The organism is Shewanella sp. 10N.286.48.B5 (assembly GCF_002874355.2).
In the GTDB taxonomy this organism is placed as follows: domain Bacteria; phylum Pseudomonadota; class Gammaproteobacteria; order Enterobacterales; family Shewanellaceae; genus Shewanella.
The window spans coordinates 1,497,534-1,512,747 of the sequence record NZ_MCVG02000001.1 but is presented as its reverse complement, the minus strand read 5'-3'; the positions used below and the strand labels follow the sequence as shown (position 1 = coordinate 1,512,747).

General features: G+C 38.1%; 18 protein-coding genes. 7 read left to right on the top strand and 11 right to left on the bottom strand.

The window, feature by feature from the left end:
- Positions 1-133: 133 nt before the first annotated feature.
- The 4 genes from BCU57_RS06560 to BCU57_RS06545 form a co-directional block, all read right to left on the bottom strand.
- On the bottom strand, positions 134-517 hold the full coding sequence (locus BCU57_RS06560; RefSeq protein WP_102438625.1) for an STAS/SEC14 domain-containing protein: 384 nt from the start codon (positions 515-517) through the stop codon (positions 134-136).
- A 303-nt stretch (positions 518-820) separates the two neighbouring features.
- Positions 821-1,123 (bottom strand): YkgJ family cysteine cluster protein, encoded by a 303-nt coding sequence (locus BCU57_RS06555; protein ID WP_102438623.1) that lies wholly within the window; start codon positions 1,121-1,123, stop codon positions 821-823.
- 199 nt (positions 1,124-1,322) lie between these two features.
- A complete protein-coding gene (locus tag BCU57_RS06550; RefSeq protein ID WP_102438621.1) occupies positions 1,323-2,012 on the bottom strand; it encodes a pseudouridine synthase in 690 nt (229 codons plus the stop codon).
- 43 nt (positions 2,013-2,055) lie between these two features.
- The gene (locus BCU57_RS06545) at positions 2,056-2,808 is read right to left on the bottom strand and encodes a hypothetical protein (RefSeq protein WP_102438619.1); all 753 of its coding nucleotides are present in this window, start codon (positions 2,806-2,808) and stop codon (positions 2,056-2,058) included.
- 365 nt (positions 2,809-3,173) lie between these two features.
- Here BCU57_RS06545 and BCU57_RS06540 point away from each other — a divergent pair, with 365 nt between their 5' ends.
- Positions 3,174-3,602, top strand: a complete 429-nt coding sequence (locus BCU57_RS06540; protein ID WP_102438617.1) for a hypothetical protein — start codon at positions 3,174-3,176, stop codon at positions 3,600-3,602.
- Positions 3,603-3,653: 51 nt separating this feature from the next.
- On the opposite strand, the gene BCU57_RS06535 is transcribed toward BCU57_RS06540, so the two are convergent.
- Genes BCU57_RS06535 through BCU57_RS06525 form a run of 3 tightly spaced genes read right to left on the bottom strand, consistent with a single transcriptional unit; the run spans position 3,654 to position 5,388 of the window.
- Positions 3,654-4,058: a hypothetical protein gene (locus BCU57_RS06535; protein ID WP_102438615.1), complete on the bottom strand. Its 405-nt coding sequence runs from the start codon at positions 4,056-4,058 to the stop codon at positions 3,654-3,656.
- Entirely contained in the window at positions 4,034-4,381 is a 348-nt protein-coding gene (locus BCU57_RS06530; RefSeq protein WP_102438613.1) for a DUF4937 domain-containing protein, read from the bottom strand. The genes BCU57_RS06535 and BCU57_RS06530 overlap by 25 nt, the downstream gene beginning before the upstream one ends.
- 35 nt (positions 4,382-4,416) lie before the next feature.
- Entirely contained in the window at positions 4,417-5,388 is a 972-nt protein-coding gene (locus BCU57_RS06525; RefSeq protein WP_241903523.1) for a bile acid:sodium symporter family protein, read from the bottom strand.
- A gap of 281 nt (positions 5,389-5,669) precedes the next feature.
- Here BCU57_RS06525 and BCU57_RS06520 point away from each other — a divergent pair, with 281 nt between their 5' ends.
- Both BCU57_RS06520 and BCU57_RS06515 read left to right on the top strand, forming a co-directional pair.
- Positions 5,670-5,852 (top strand): DUF6435 family protein, encoded by a 183-nt coding sequence (locus BCU57_RS06520; RefSeq protein WP_102438609.1) that lies wholly within the window; start codon positions 5,670-5,672, stop codon positions 5,850-5,852.
- A gap of 6 nt (positions 5,853-5,858) precedes the next feature.
- Entirely contained in the window at positions 5,859-6,254 is a 396-nt protein-coding gene (locus tag BCU57_RS06515; protein WP_102438607.1) for a hypothetical protein, read from the top strand.
- 211 nt (positions 6,255-6,465) lie between these two features.
- Here the strand turns inward: BCU57_RS06515 and galK are convergent, their stop codons facing one another.
- Together galK and BCU57_RS06505 are read right to left on the bottom strand one after the other, a co-directional pair.
- Positions 6,466-7,626, bottom strand: a complete 1,161-nt coding sequence (galK, locus tag BCU57_RS06510) for a galactokinase (protein ID WP_102438605.1) — start codon at positions 7,624-7,626, stop codon at positions 6,466-6,468.
- A gap of 54 nt (positions 7,627-7,680) precedes the next feature.
- Positions 7,681-8,715 (bottom strand): UDP-glucose--hexose-1-phosphate uridylyltransferase, encoded by a 1,035-nt coding sequence (locus BCU57_RS06505; protein WP_102438603.1) that lies wholly within the window; start codon positions 8,713-8,715, stop codon positions 7,681-7,683.
- Positions 8,716-8,900: 185 nt separating this feature from the next.
- On the opposite strand from BCU57_RS06505, the gene BCU57_RS06500 reads away from it, so the two are divergent.
- From BCU57_RS06500 to BCU57_RS06490, 3 genes are all read left to right on the top strand, one after another.
- Positions 8,901-9,947 (top strand): LacI family DNA-binding transcriptional regulator, encoded by a 1,047-nt coding sequence (locus tag BCU57_RS06500; RefSeq protein ID WP_102438601.1) that lies wholly within the window; start codon positions 8,901-8,903, stop codon positions 9,945-9,947.
- Positions 9,948-10,160: 213 nt separating this feature from the next.
- Positions 10,161-10,442: a hypothetical protein gene (locus tag BCU57_RS06495; RefSeq protein ID WP_102438599.1), complete on the top strand. Its 282-nt coding sequence runs from the start codon at positions 10,161-10,163 to the stop codon at positions 10,440-10,442.
- 193 nt (positions 10,443-10,635) lie between these two features.
- Complete coding sequence (locus tag BCU57_RS06490; RefSeq protein WP_413211411.1) at positions 10,636-11,631, top strand: hypothetical protein; 996 nt, start codon at positions 10,636-10,638, stop codon at positions 11,629-11,631.
- A 51-nt stretch (positions 11,632-11,682) separates the two neighbouring features.
- Here BCU57_RS06490 and BCU57_RS06485 read toward each other — a convergent pair whose 3' ends face one another.
- Together BCU57_RS06485 and BCU57_RS06480 are read right to left on the bottom strand one after the other, a co-directional pair.
- Positions 11,683-12,213 (bottom strand): GNAT family N-acetyltransferase, encoded by a 531-nt coding sequence (locus tag BCU57_RS06485; protein WP_102440363.1) that lies wholly within the window; start codon positions 12,211-12,213, stop codon positions 11,683-11,685.
- 139 nt (positions 12,214-12,352) lie between these two features.
- Complete coding sequence (locus BCU57_RS06480; RefSeq protein WP_102440364.1) at positions 12,353-13,252, bottom strand: LysR family transcriptional regulator; 900 nt, start codon at positions 13,250-13,252, stop codon at positions 12,353-12,355.
- A 131-nt stretch (positions 13,253-13,383) separates the two neighbouring features.
- Here BCU57_RS06480 and BCU57_RS06475 point away from each other — a divergent pair, with 131 nt between their 5' ends.
- Positions 13,384-15,162, top strand: a complete 1,779-nt coding sequence (locus BCU57_RS06475) for a Rid family hydrolase (RefSeq protein ID WP_102440365.1) — start codon at positions 13,384-13,386, stop codon at positions 15,160-15,162.
- Positions 15,163-15,214 lie beyond the last annotated feature (52 nt).

Below are 15,214 nucleotides of genomic sequence, written 5' to 3'. Positions count from 1 at the left end.
AACAAAACAGGTAGATAAACTAATTTCTATATTTTTAGTATTTTACAGGCAGCAAACATACCCGAGTATTCTTTAAATTATTAATTAACGAATTTTAAATAATCATTATTAATAACTGCATGTTATTAAACATTTATTTTTCTAACCATGCTAACGCCTTTGCTTTTTCTTCAAAAAACTGTACCTCACCACTCATAAACCAAGCTGCAACTTTAACACTATAATTTTGCCAATTTTTATTACCCCAAATAGCCACTTTTTTAAATTCATTATTATGTTGCAGGCCAAGTTTTAAATCATCCCAGGCTGCTCTAAGTTCCCAGCCATCAAGTTCAGTTCCATCAATAAACACGTTTACTTTCGGGTGTTTTACCTCAGCTAACGCCGCATCGAGTAATGGCGTTATGACTAAATAGTCGTTATGAGTTAAAGTGCCAGTCGCCTTTAATGATAAGTACACATCGTCGTTAACCCGTTCTATACCAATACTCAATCCATGTGTTTTTACAGATGACATAATAAACCCCTTAGTTTATTGTGGGTATAATTAAATTTAGCAGCTTTTAAGCATAATTAAAGCTTTTGTTAGCTTTTAATGAGCACCTGATTGATAGAGGTTTATTTTAAGAACTGACTTTAACACTTGTAAAAATCTAGCAGCTGTAACAATAAAATCTGTGATTGTTGTTAAGGGTTATATCATTTTTAAGGCAAGTTAGAAATATAGAAGATCTTTGGGTTCCTCATTGAAAAATATAGTCTTTTTATATAATCAACCCCACTCATTGAGGCTGTGGCCGCCTCGTAAGCTATAATTAACTTATTTGTCTAGCTTAACAATATGGGTTCTTTCTTGTTCACACTCATAAGACCCCATTTCAAACTCACGGCAAATCCACGGTCTATTTTCATAAATAGTACACATTAACGTTTCTCTATCTACTGCAGCGCACCATCCATCATCTAATCGTTTCATGGTTTGGCTACCCCAGCTGTCTTCACTGATGTATTGCTCTGGTACACCGGTGTCAGAAATAATCATCACTTCAAGTTTGCAGCAGCATGCTTGGCAACTTGAACAGGTGATTTCTGGATCAACAATGGTCGTGATATCAATAGTCATAATTTACAGCTTATAAGTAATGGCAAGTTTGAAGTGGCTTTTGAGGTTATGTTTTACGTTTTGGTAAAGCATAGAGTGTTAAACCTAAATATACAGCGGATAATAGCTTAACGAAGTGTTATTCACTATCGCAATTGTCATTTAAAGACTCAATTTAGTGATGTTTTATCATTGACAAGCCAAGGTGATGAAACATCCATCAGCTATTGAATGAATTGACCTCAGCTTCAGTAAGGTAACGCCATTGATTACTGGAAGTATTTAATTTTATCTCACCTATTTGCTCACGATGAAGCTGGGTTACTTTATTGCCCACAGCAAAAAACATACGTTTAACTTGATGGTAGCGACCTTCAGTAATACTTAGTAGTACCTGGCTTTCGTTTACTGTTGTGATTTTAGCTGGCAATGTCGGTTTGGTTTCACCGTCCAGTAAAATCCCCTGCTCTAACTGTTTAATCGCTTGAGTTGATAGCGATTTAGCTAAATGTACCCGGTATAGTTTCGCGCAGCTCATTTCAGGGCGAGTAATATTAAAAGACCATCTGCCATCATCAGTAATGAGCACTAAGCCCGTTGTATCTGCATCAAGCCTGCCAACAATATGTAATTCGTCTTTATTATCGATATCAATATCGTTAAACAATGAAGGATAATGTCCATCGACATTTGAACAAATCTTGTCTGCCGATTTATGCAAAAGTAGATATCGAAATGGCCTTGGAGTTAACGTCTGACTATTTAACTGTATGAGGTTATTCTCATGGACTTGGTGTTTTACATCCTTGATAACCCCATGATTGACACAAACTTGCCCTGCTTCAATTGCGGTTATCACCTGAGTTTTAGTCAGTGCAGTACTTCTTAATACAAATTTATCTAAACGCATAAGGTCCTAATACAATTGCCAATAATCGCTTCAAATAACTCGTTTAATTCCAGCTTTGTTCAATTGCGGTCGATAACGCAGAAGAGTAACTTGATAAAATTGCAGTGTGGCCAGCGGTAAACATGGCAAAAGAAGCATCTATAGGTTCTACAATACCTGTGCTCGTTACATCAACATTTAAAGTTGGAAACAACATCGTTTTAGATTTGATTACGATATCTTGTGCTTCCGTTAGTGAATATTCATCATTAGAGAATGCGGCATTAGACAAAATCGATAGCTCTGAATCTGAAACTTCTTCTATACTTGTGGCATTGTCTAAGGCAAGTACTGAATCTTCACTTGAGTCTGCTAAGTTTGCGATTTTATAATCTTCAGGCTCAGACCATGTGTAGCTATAACCACTATCAAAATCATAAATTCGACTATTTTCAAACTCGATTTTTGCTATCGCACCATCAGCAGGCAAATGAAAAATTACTCGGCTAGCATTGGTACTTTTGGCATAACTATTTTTTAATAACACATCATTAAACGTGTATTCTACTCTTAGTTCAAGGGCACTTTCGTCATTGTAATTGCTGACACAATGAATGCTTATGTTGTCGGTAGCATTACATAAACGTTTAACCGTTGTCTCTGATAAACCTAGTTGTTGAGCATTACTGCTAAAGTTTTTATCTATTTTTGAGTCTTCATCATCGTCTCCGGGATGTAAAATACCGTCGATGAGATCACAACCGCCAAGGTTCAAACACAACACGCTAAAAGCAACGAGCTTAATTTTTGAATCCATTTAACTACTACTCCAATATCTAATATCACCTCATTTTGACACGATAGCATTGTTTTTATAGGTTAAATAGTAAAACCTTAGCTTCATCATGCTTGCTTTCAAAGCTTTAAAATTAAGTCAACATTCATGGTTATTTCAGCTCCAACATCATTAACGTTTAATTCCTATGGTCTAAATATCAACCAGCTCATTCAACACAGCCTATATATGTAGGATTCAATCCTTCATATGGCATTCAGCACAGCGTTAATGATTGATTATGATGTATTTAAACAAATCATCGTAAAAACTTAAAACAGTAGTTATCGGCCTAATTTTAGGTGATTTTAAACATATTTTACGAATTAAAAATTTAGGGTAATAGAATGAAAAAGACATTGGTTGCAGCATTACTTATTTCACTATCTGCAGGTGTTTCTGCAGAGACATTGAACGAAGCAGCCCATCATAAATTAGACTCAGCAATGGAGCAGTTAATAACATTAGATGAGCAAACTGATATTCTTATCACTGTTGATAAAAATGCTAATTTTGAACGCGTTACCTATCAAGGATTTGTCAAAGACGTTTATAGCGAAATTTATACCACAAGCCACAAAGCTAAACAGCTTGGGCTTGAAAAAGTGAACAAATTCTATGTTTATAATGAATCTAATATAGATAAGTTAAGTGATAAAATTGCCGTAAAAATTGATCAAGATAAACCAAAGGCATTCTCAGTTGATTTGTACCGAAACTATCGCAATGACTCTGGTAAATTTAGCTATATCGCTCGTATTATTGAATACAAATAGACTTTTTATTTACCGGTGACTTTTTATTAAAATTAAGCAGGCTGTTGAATATCAGTCTGCTATATCCTTAGCTATTTCAATAGCTCTTGCTTGCACATTCCATTTCGCCTCTAGCTTAATAACCTGTTCAGATAACGCTGTTAACTGCCCTTGTTGTTCTTGCTTTGGCTGGATTTTATTTTGCATAAAAACAACTTTTTGTTGATTGCTCCACCAGCAAACCAGCATGAACTCAACTTTTACTTCTACGTTTGTATCTTCTTGGGCACTAGCTTGTGACTTAAGTGAGCGACTAAGCCTTAAAAGCTGGCAATCAATCAACCCCTTTGATGAGTAGTTGTCAAAGTAAAGTTGCTGCAGTTGCGCCATTTGCGCTAAATCAGCCACATAATGACTAATGCTGATAATCTCTGAGTTGAGGTGAGCCACAACTAAGTTTGACGATGTTGGCAACATTTCAAAATACTTAACCTGGCAGGTTTGGTAGGTTTTCCCTGATGATTAGTGGTAAATATTTGATCGTGCGTAGTTTGCATGAAGGCAGTAACATCTTCAACTGACTGCCAAAACCCGAAAACCACGGCGGTATTTATGTTTTTATCATGCAACGGTGCAGCATAATTTTGCAAAGGTAGTTTATTTAAATTAGCGCGCCAGCCACCCGCTTGTGCTAAAAATCCGCTACAATTTTCTAATTGCTGCCAAGCACATTGGCTTGCTGTAAAAGCGGCAACATTATCATCATCTACAGTGCAGCTAATTAGTTTTAAAATTGTCATTACCCATCCTTATGCATTGAATTTAATCAGTTACATTATTTTGCTAATCGCTTTGCATAGCGATTAGCTAACAGTGCACAATAAAAAATCTGTATTGGGTGATACAGCATGATGGGTAACAAAATCATTCCCAATGCGGGATCAGATCCAAAAATAACCTGCGCCATCGGTACTCCAGCTGCCAAGGTTTTTTTAGTGCCGCAAAACACCGCGGCGATTTCATCTTCCTTATTAAATTGACATCGCTTAGCGCCCCATTTGATCCCATGCACCATCAACAACAGCACTAGGGTACAAATGGCAATACAATACAGCAGTAACCAAGCTGAAAATTCACTCCAAATACCATTAATAACCGAATCACAAAAGGCATTGTAAACAATTAAGATGATGACGATTTTGTCTACTTTGTTTATCACGGATTTATGTTTCTCTATAAAGCGCAGTAATAACGGCCTTAAAAGCTGGCCAACAATCATTGGAATTAATAATAGTTTGGCGATAGAAAACACCGAATCCATCAGGTTTAATTCAGCGCCATCGAGATTCATAAACAGCTGAATAAATAATGGCGTTATAAAAACGCCTATAATACTTGAAAGCGATGCATTGAAAATTGCCGCAGGTATGTTGCCTTTGGCTACGCTTGTCATTGCTACTGAAGAAGATATGGTACTTGGCAATACGAATAAATAGCAAAAACCAAACGCTAGCGCTGCAGGCATAAAGGCTAAAAGTGAATCCCCAAAAAGTAGCCACAGGATCGGGTAAGCAATAAAAGTGGCCGATTGAATATAAAGGTGTAGTCGCCAGTTAGTAACGCCCGCTTTTATTGCCTTAGGTGACAGGTTAAGCCCATGTAAAAAAAACACCATGGCAATACCAATAGCCGTTACTTGATCAAGCTGTAATATCCCGCCAGACTTGCCCACATCAGCTGACACCATAGCCAATGCAATCGCTGCAACCATAGCGACTAAAAACCATTCTTGTTTTAATTTACTCATTATATTCATATCAAAAAATTTAACCTTAACAACTTAAAAACGTAAACTTATTAAAAAATCTCTTTACTGCAATGATTCTTAGGTTGAATTTTTTTCACGACTTTTTGATGTGCCGAATGAAAAGCGAACCTAGGGGCTCAAACACTGTTAGCAAGCATGACCAACAGCAATTTAATTTAACAGCCAATATATAAACTTACGACCATTAAAATTGCACTTTTATAAACTATTTCCTCGTTGAGGCGTATAACTATGCATCTTCTTTCTAACAGGATTCACCTATGTTTGGCATATTCAAACGAGATCCCATTAAAAACTTACGCAAGCAATATGATTTAACGCAAGAACAAGCCATGCAGGCACAAAGAAAGGGGGATATAAAAAGTTATGCTAGCCTTTCCTCTGCAGCAGAGAGTATTTGGCAACAGATTGAATTAGCACTACGACAAGCTAGCAAGAACTGATGACATATGAGCATTTCTTTCGAAGCCGCTTCTATCTTTGGCTGCGGCGGAGTTGGACTTAATGTTATTCAAACAGCAAAGCAATCTGGAGCAAGCAAAATCATCCCTATTGATATTAACCAAAATCAAACTGCGTTCACTCATGAATCTGATTCAGCTTATTGGTTTACAGAAAACCAACAACACATTTCGCCATTACGTTTTGATTGCAGAGTAGAGGATCCACTGTTTAAAAGTAACCAGCTATTAAGCAAGCAATTTGATGAGCTTAAGATCACTTATCAGTTTGAGGCATTTGACGGTGGGCATGAATGGGCTTATTGGCATCAACATGTCGCTAAGACATTCACGTTTTTTGATCAGTTAGAAAAGCAAAAAGTGAGTAACTCAATAACCAAGTGAGTTCATAAGATAGATACATATAGAATGGACTTAAAAAATGAATAAAAAAAACTCCTACACAACATATATGTAGGAGTTAAAGGACGACCTAAATCTTTAAAGCTGACTAATTAAATAGTCATTTATGAATGAATCACGCAAAACGCTAGCTAGCGCAACCCACACAAACTTAAATCTGAAACTAAATCGATTACAACAGTTGAAATGAAAGCTAAACAGCATTGATCTGCTTAGCACCTTCTTCAGCGCTACATATAAATACTGTGGCTTGTAAGTTGGTTTGTTGTTGATATTTAGCTTCAACAGCGGCAATAACTTGATCAATTAACTCATTGGGCACGATTGAAACAACACAACCACCAAAACCACCACCGGTCATTCGCACACCACCTAATTCGCCAATCTCTTGTTTAATGATGTCCACCAAATAATCTATTTCAGGAACGGTAATTTCAAAATCATCACGCATAGAAGCATGAGACTCAGCCATCAAACGTTGTAACGTATAGATATCGCCGGTGTGCATTGCGTTAGCCGCATCGAGAGTACGTTGGTTTTCAGTAATAACATGGCGTGCTCGTTTAGCTGTTATCGCATCAAGCCCCGCTTGTTTATCATTAAACGTTGAAATATCAATATCACGTAGCGCAGGCACTTTTAAAAATGCCGCCGCTGCTTCACATTGCTCTCGACGAGTATTATATTCACTGTCCACCAAACCACGTTTCTTATTTGAATTGACAATAAGAATGCGCATATTGTCAGGTAAAGATACTGGGGTTGTTGTTAACGAACGGCAATCAATTAATAGAGCATGGTCTTTCTTAGCTTCAGCAGAAATCAGCTGATCCATGATGCCGCAATGACAACCGACAAACTTATTTTCAGCTTCTTGACCATTAAGGGCAATTTCTTGCTGAGTAATGGTTAAGTTATATAGTGCTTTGAAAGTCTGACCAATAACCACTTCAAGCGCTGCAGATGAACTTAACCCCGCACCTTGTGGCACATTACCTGTAACAGCAATATTTGCGCCTGAGAACTGATAACCTCTTAACTTAAGATGCTTGACCACTCCGCGGATATAGTTAGCCCAATCATGTTCTGCGTGTTCTATGTCAGTATTAATTTCAAATTCATCGACGGCATTGTCATAATCAACCGATACAACACGGACGACATTATCATTACGAGGACTGGCGGCAACAACAGCGGCATAGTTAATCGCGCTTGGTAATACAAAACCATCGTTATAGTCAGTGTGTTCGCCAATTAAATTAACACGGCCAGGAGCTTGTATAAGATGACTAGCTTCGAAGCCAAATTGGTTTTTAAAAGTGTGTTTCACTGAGTTAATAAGTGTTTGAGTCATGAGGAAACTCTCTATCTGGGTATCTAAAATTTGTATAACAACTTATAAAGCTATTTACACACTTTTATAATGTACTGATGCTGCATCACGTAATCGATGAGCTGCTTGTTCAGCGGTTAAATCGCGCTGAGCTTCTGCCATCATTTCGTAACCCACCATAAATTTACGCACTGTGGCAGAACGTAACAGCGGTGGAAAGAAGCTGGCATGCAATGTCCATTCAGGATGAGCTTCGCCATCAAAAGGTGCACCATGCCAACCCATTGAATAAGGGAATGAACAATTGAATAAATTGTCATAACGAATGGTAATTTGTTGCAAAATGTCTGCGAGTGATTCTTGCTGTTCTGCTGTAAGGTCAGTGATTCTTTGAATTGAAAAGCGCGGCAGTAATAACGTTTCAAAAGGCCATGCAGCCCAATAAGGAACAACAACAAGCCAATCATCATTAGAGACGACGACACGCTGCTGATTATCGAACTCACGCGTAGCGTAATCTTCAAGTAAAGTTGATTGCTGAGTTTGATAATACTCAGTTAATGCGGTTTGCTTCTTTTGAACCAGTGTTGGTAACTGGTTTTGAGCCCAAACTTGCCCATGTGGATGTGGGTTTGAACAACCCATTACCGCGCCCTTGTTTTCAAACACTTGTACCCAAGTATATTGCTGGCTCAGCTCATGGGTTTGTTGCTGCCAGGTCTGAACAACCTTAGTAATTTCATCTACTGATAATTGTGGCAGGGTTTTGCTGTGATCAGGTGAAAAACAGATCACGCGGCTTTCGCCTTGTTCTGTTGCAACACGGAATAAAGGATCGTCTTGTGTAAACTCTGGCGTGTCTTGCTTTAAGGCTGCAAAATCGTTGGTGAACACAAATGTATCAGTGTAAGCCGGATTAACTTCACCATTAATTCGAGTATTACCTGAACATAAGAAACAACTTTCGTCGTAACTTGGCTTCACTGTTTCATCGAGTTTTTCAACTTGACCTTGCCAAGGCCTTTTAGCTCTATGGGGCGATACTAAAACCCATTCATTGATAAGTGGGTTGTATCGACGATGTGGATGTTCAGTCGGATCAAATTCCATGTCGCTATCCTGATTGTTTGTTCGAATTATTTTCGCTTATTACTTGCTCTAACCCAAACAAGGTTAAACGTTTACCCTGTTAATGGCAATAGCTTTTTAAAAACTTTAAAAATTCCATTAAACCATTGAAAACCTGTGCTCTTAGTAGTAATTTAGCCAAACTTTTATAAGTTTCAGAGGTTTCATTGTCTAACGCAACCATCAAAGATATTGCTAAAGCCGCTAACGTATCAGTGGCGACAGTATCCAGAGTCGTCAATAACGGTCCTAAAGTCGGCCCTGAAACTCGTGCGCGTATTGTAGACTTAATTGAAACCATGGGTTATCGCCCAAACATCAATGCACGCTCGCTAGTAACGAATAAATCATCCACCATAGGGGTGGTGATCCCAGATGTAGCAGACCCCTTTTTTGCCGCTTTAGCTAACAGCGTTGATAAAGTCGCAAGGCAGCACAACACCCAATTATTAATCAGCACAGGCCAACTCAGTGCTGATTCTGAACTAGAAGCTATCAAATTATTATTACAGCAACGTTGTGAGTCGATTGTTATTCACAGTAAGTTAATACCTAATGAAACGCTTATTAAGTTATTCAACGATAACCCTAACTTTGTATTGATAAACCGTTATATCGAAGAGATAGCACATCGCTGTATTTGGCTTGATAATATCGAAGGCGGAAAAATAGCGGCAAAAAGCCTAATCAACAGTAAGCACTTGAATATTGCCTGTATTTTAAGTAACTATGATATTGAAGATCCGAGTTTACGTTTGAAAGGGTTTACCGAACAACTCAAAGAATCTAATCAAGATATTGATCAGAAACTGGTCGTGTATGCAGAACCAACACTCCAAGGTGGAGAAACTGCGACTCAACAGCTTCTTGCAGCCAACACACCTTTTAGTGCCGTTTTTGTTTATAACGATGCGATGGCAATTGGCGCTATATCCACATTAGAAGATAATGGATTGTCAGTGCCCAAAGATGTTTCTGTAATTGGCTGTGATGACGTCTTGTTATCACGATTTTCACGTCCAAAACTTACCACGCTGCAATATCCAATCGAAACTATGGCTCACCATGCAGCCAAGTTATCTCTGAATATCGCTGTAAATGTAGATGACTGCCAGCCACAAGATGCTAGTCACCCTTCCCCAGCCATCCAGACATCACTTAAATACACACCAGTATTGATTGAACGTGAATCAACAGCAATAAAATCGAACTAATTTATTCTATGACTATCAGTTTTAGAAATAAGTAAAATAGTAGCCATTTTGGTGTAATAGTTAATATAAGTAACAACATCAAAAACTTGTTTTGTACGGCTAAATTAAATCCTTTAATCAAATCATCTTCTTTGAGCAACTTGTATTTGTTCAAATTTACCCCATATCAACATTAGGAGTATCTGAATAAACAGGAGAAGGAGATTGGATAGCATGTCTGATGAATTTATTGAGCATTTAAATATTCTATGGAATATTTCGTACCTAAGTGCATTTGTAATCCTAGTTCTTAGTTTACTTTCTCTCATTTGGTTATTAAAAAAAGTCTACTATTGGGCAAGAGAAATGCCGAAAACGGCATATATACTACTTGCAATATTCCCGTTAATTTCAATATTCCCAATTTCCCCACCTCAATTTAAAAATGTAGAAAAAGCGAAAGAACAACAAATAAAAAGAAAAGAAGACAATGGTGATCCTGAGCTTGATGATTAAATACCTTCACTACACCATGAATAGGGAGCTTACTAGTTTACTTTTAAAACGGCTGAGTAAAAAACAACCACCCTCCTTTTGTTTGATAAAATTAAGTAGTGTTTAAAAGTTAAAGCTGACAAACTATGTGTCATTTCATATCATGGAACGTTTTAATAATTAATCATCAAACTGTCATATACAAGGATATATTATGACCACCTTTTTTCTAATTATTTTCGCTATACTATTAAGTTTACTCATTATTTTCTTAATCATATTTCTTTTTATTAAATATAAATTGAGAAATATGATTAATGAAAAATCTGCAGAGCCTAATCCATTATCGATCAATATAAATGAGGACTTGATAGCAGAATGGAAAGATACAAATGAAGTTGCCACGATGATAGAGGATTTGAAACTTCTTGGTTATAAAGAAGGAAAGGCCTACACGATCAAGCAAATGGAAGGTGTAAAACTATTCAATATGTATGCACCAGAAAGTTTCGCCGTTATATATCAGCATCCTCAAGCAGGTAATTGGGTAGATTTAATTGCCGACACTAACCATGGATTAGAAATTTGTTGTTCAAATGCCATGATGGGTGAAGAAATAGAGACAGCTGATTATTGCAAAAAAGTACATCTAAAAGATGCATCAATTACAGAAGTATTTGAAGCCCTACAATTAGAAACACAATCTCATGATTTAACAGCTGTTAGAGCAGATGATTTTCGTAGTCGATTCGAAAATTCATACAAAAAAGAGGTTATGTGGCGTAATAGGAATGGTGGCGTATCGGTCTCCGAATTTAAGAAGATTGCTGTCAATAACCAGATAGAAATCTCTGATGAAAATATTTTAGAAGCCTTTATAAACTCAAAGGTAGCTGAATTAAATCAGTGGAACGATGCCGCTATTACCGAATATTTAGATATTAGCCCCTCAAGAGAATACGCCTATAATGATCTTTTTATTGTACCAGAAGTGACTGATCCTAGTGCATTTATACACTATTTAGATGAATTAGAAGTCATATCCATTCAGCAGGTAGACTTGCTGGTAGAAAAGCTAAAAAAACAAAATGACATCCCTTTATTATTTGATACTTTGAATAACGGTTTATCACCAGAATTACGCGCAATCAAAGTGAGTGAGATAGTTTTCCCTGTCAAATCGACAATATATCAAACTAAGAATCTATAACTAATATACATTTCTAAATTGGGAATTAAGGTCAATCTTAATTCCCTTTTATTATCGTCTTTGGACCCAATAAACAGCATGTGCCACCATTATTCCATGCAAGTTTTCGTTCTTGGGGGTTATGCCTTCTAACAGCATATTAAGCCGCTCACAAACTTGGCGACTGGGTGTGTTTTCCACACAAGCTTTAATGCGTATCTTATCTAAATCAAATTCAGTAAAACTCACATCAATTAGTTTTGAGACTGAGCGTGTGATAATGCCTTTCCCTTGGTAGGTTTGACTGATCCAATAACCAATCTCACCCACTTTCAAATCATTATCAATGTTCATTAACGCAACATTACCCACTAACTCGCCTTGATAAATCATGGCGCAGACCATTCCTTTTCCTTGTGAATATTCAAGCCGAGTTTTTTCAATAAAGCTTAAGAAGAACTCTTCCGACGTTGCCAGTGGTGGCCAAACCAACCACTTAGCTAAATAGTCATGTTGCTCGCTAACAATTTTATAATATTTTTTGGCAAATGAAGGCTCAACTAGCACTAACTTCAATTCGCTATCAACTTCCACAGTGGCCATAGTTTATTCCTTACTCTCCTCATTCCTGCACAACATCGATTGAGTACTAAGACTTAATCCAATATAACTTGAACATCAACTTTTAGCAGTAAAGTAAAAGAATTGGATGGTTATGGTAAAGATGTCACAGCGACAGTATTTATGGCAAAGGGTTGTTTAAAAAATATTTCTTTGCTGTTTCTACAAAGCTGCTTATTCGGCTGGATAATTTATAGCGGTGAGGATATACCGCTGAGATAGTGAGATCGTTAATAGAATATTCCGGTAACACCTCAACAAGTTGCTTTGTATTGGTAAAGTCAGCTACTGAATAGCTCGGGGCTTGTATAATCCCTTGTCCTAATGCCGCCGCTTCATTAATCAGTCGTCCATTATCTGATGACCACGCCCAGGGCAACTTTATACTTAACCTGCTGCCATTATGTTCAAATAGCCATTGCTCTTTACGAATACTGTGTGAAAAAAAGATTAACTGATGCTGACGTAAATCTTCAGGTGTCTCTGGTGTCCCAAACTGCTTTAAGTAAACAGGGCTCGCCCATAGCGCTAATTTAGAACTGCCTATGGTTTGAGCAATGTGGCTTGAATTCGGTAAGTTGGGCGCAACTCTAAATGCAAGGTCTATCTGACTTTCGAACAAGTCTTCAGGCATGTTGCCCAGCTTAAAATCTAGCTCTACTTTGGGATACTGCTGCCTATAGATTGCAATGAGTGGCGCAAAATACTGACTACCTAACTCTAGCGTGGTTGATACGGTCAGTTTTCCAGAAGGTTGCGCGCTAAGCTGGTTCATTTGTTTGTCGATAATGACTAACTTCTTCAGCAAAGGTTTAACTTGGTCTCGGTACTGCTCACCCGCTGGAGTCAGAAATACTTTACGGGTATTGCGTTTCAATAACTGGCAAGCTAATTGTTGTTCAAGCTGCTTAACGTACCGACTGACCAAGGTATTGGACACCCCCATTTCAGCGGCGGCTTTTGAGAAACTCTGATATTCAGCCACTAAGCAAAATGCCTGCATTGCATCCAATTTGTTCATAATCTTGACAGTTTTAATAAAATTATGAACATATTGTACATACTCTATAAACTTATTGAAGGTTTTTAGTTTGTTATACTTACGCTACAGTTTTGTCATTATTTACTGAAATCAACGAAGGATGAGTGTGTATGTCGGTAAACCCAGCAAAAGTCACGCTAACGAACATGATTCAACGCACTAATAGCGATAGAACCAATATCAAAAAAGCTAATTTCAAAAAAGCCAATAACAATAATCTTTGCCAGCGAGGCACAATGCCCATAGCCAAGGGAGTGCTCCATTCCTTATCTGCCATTGCATTATCCGTCATGTTAAGTACCCACGCCTTTGCTGACTCTTTCGTATTGCAAAACATTAATATCGTCGATGTTGAAAACCTACAAATCATCAATAATCAGCATATTGTTATTACAGATAATCAAATTACGTCCATCAGCAGTAAAAAGCAGCGTTATAAAAGCGACGTCCGCGTTATTGATATGACTGACAAATTCGTCATGCCTGGCCTAGTGGATACCCATGTTCATCACGCTACAGTGCCCGATACGAGTGATGCCGATAACATTACTCGGATGCGTTTACGGAAATTACTGCAAGGTGGTGTTACATCCATTAGAGATATGGGCGGTGATGTACGTGCATTAAGTTCATTAAAACGCCGCGCTGAAATAGACATTATTCAATCCCCAGATATTTATTTCTCAGTCATTATTGGCGGCCAAGCGTTCTTTTCCGATCCCCGTACCGTTGAGTCAGCATTAGGCCGAACACCGGGTCATGTTGATTGGATGAGAGCGGTAGATGAAAACAGCAACATGGATGAAATCATGCTGCGAGCATTAGGCACTGGCGCCACAGGTATAAAGATATATGCCCAAGTGCCAGCGAAAGTCATCACCTTATTAGAAAAGTCTGCAAAGAAATATGGTCTTAAAGTGTGGTCACATGCTTTTGTTGGTCCTGCTCGTCCAATAGAGCTGGTTAATGCTGGTGTTGAAACGATTTCTCATGCGCCGGATATGTCAGCCCATGTGATCGATAACTTTTATGATTTAAGGCGTAAAGGTGAACATATTACCGACGAGCAACAACAGGCTTCTTTTGAATTAAATCGTTATGATGACTTAATAAAGGCCATGCAACAAAACGATACTATCCTTGATTCGACGCTCACCGTATTTGAACAAAATGCCGATAACAGAGGCAAACGTGGCGCTTTAATGGATAAATGGGGCAAGATGTTTACCAAGCTTGCTTACGACAATAATATTGCCATTGCGACCGGTACCGATTCTGCCAGTGATTATTATGGACATGACGTGCCCTTGGTTCAAAATGAAATGGGGTTATTAGTTAATCATGTTGGGATGTCTCCTCTTGAAGCCATTCAGTCAGCGACGTTAATCGGCGCTAAGGTGATCGGTCAGCAAGCATCCATTGGTGTGGTGGCTGAAGGGAAAACGGCTAATTTATTAATTACTCATTCAGATCCAAGTGAAAGCATCGATAATATGACGGATATTGCCCATGTCATTAAAAATGGTCAGTTTGTTTATCGCGGCAGTAATCCCGATTTACCCTTTGTTGATGCCAAAAAAGCCGGCGGCTTACTGTGGTTATCGGGGCAATTAGGTAATTATCCCAGTACCAAAGTACTGGCGAGCAAAGACATTAAAGGCCAGATGACTCAAGCGATGAAAAACATCGGCTATGTGTTACAGCAATATGACTTAACTTACTCCGATATCGCTAAATGTACCCTTATGCTTGATGATATTGATGATTGGGAACAAGCAAACGAAGCGTATATTACTTTCTTTGATAGCTACCCGACACGAAGTGCTTATGGCACCTCTGGACTGGCACTGGGTGCAAAAGTAGAAGTAGAGTGTGTCGCGACGCTGTAATGATAAGCAGCATTTTTAAGGCTCGCTAACCGCGAGCCTCCTTTTCCATTTA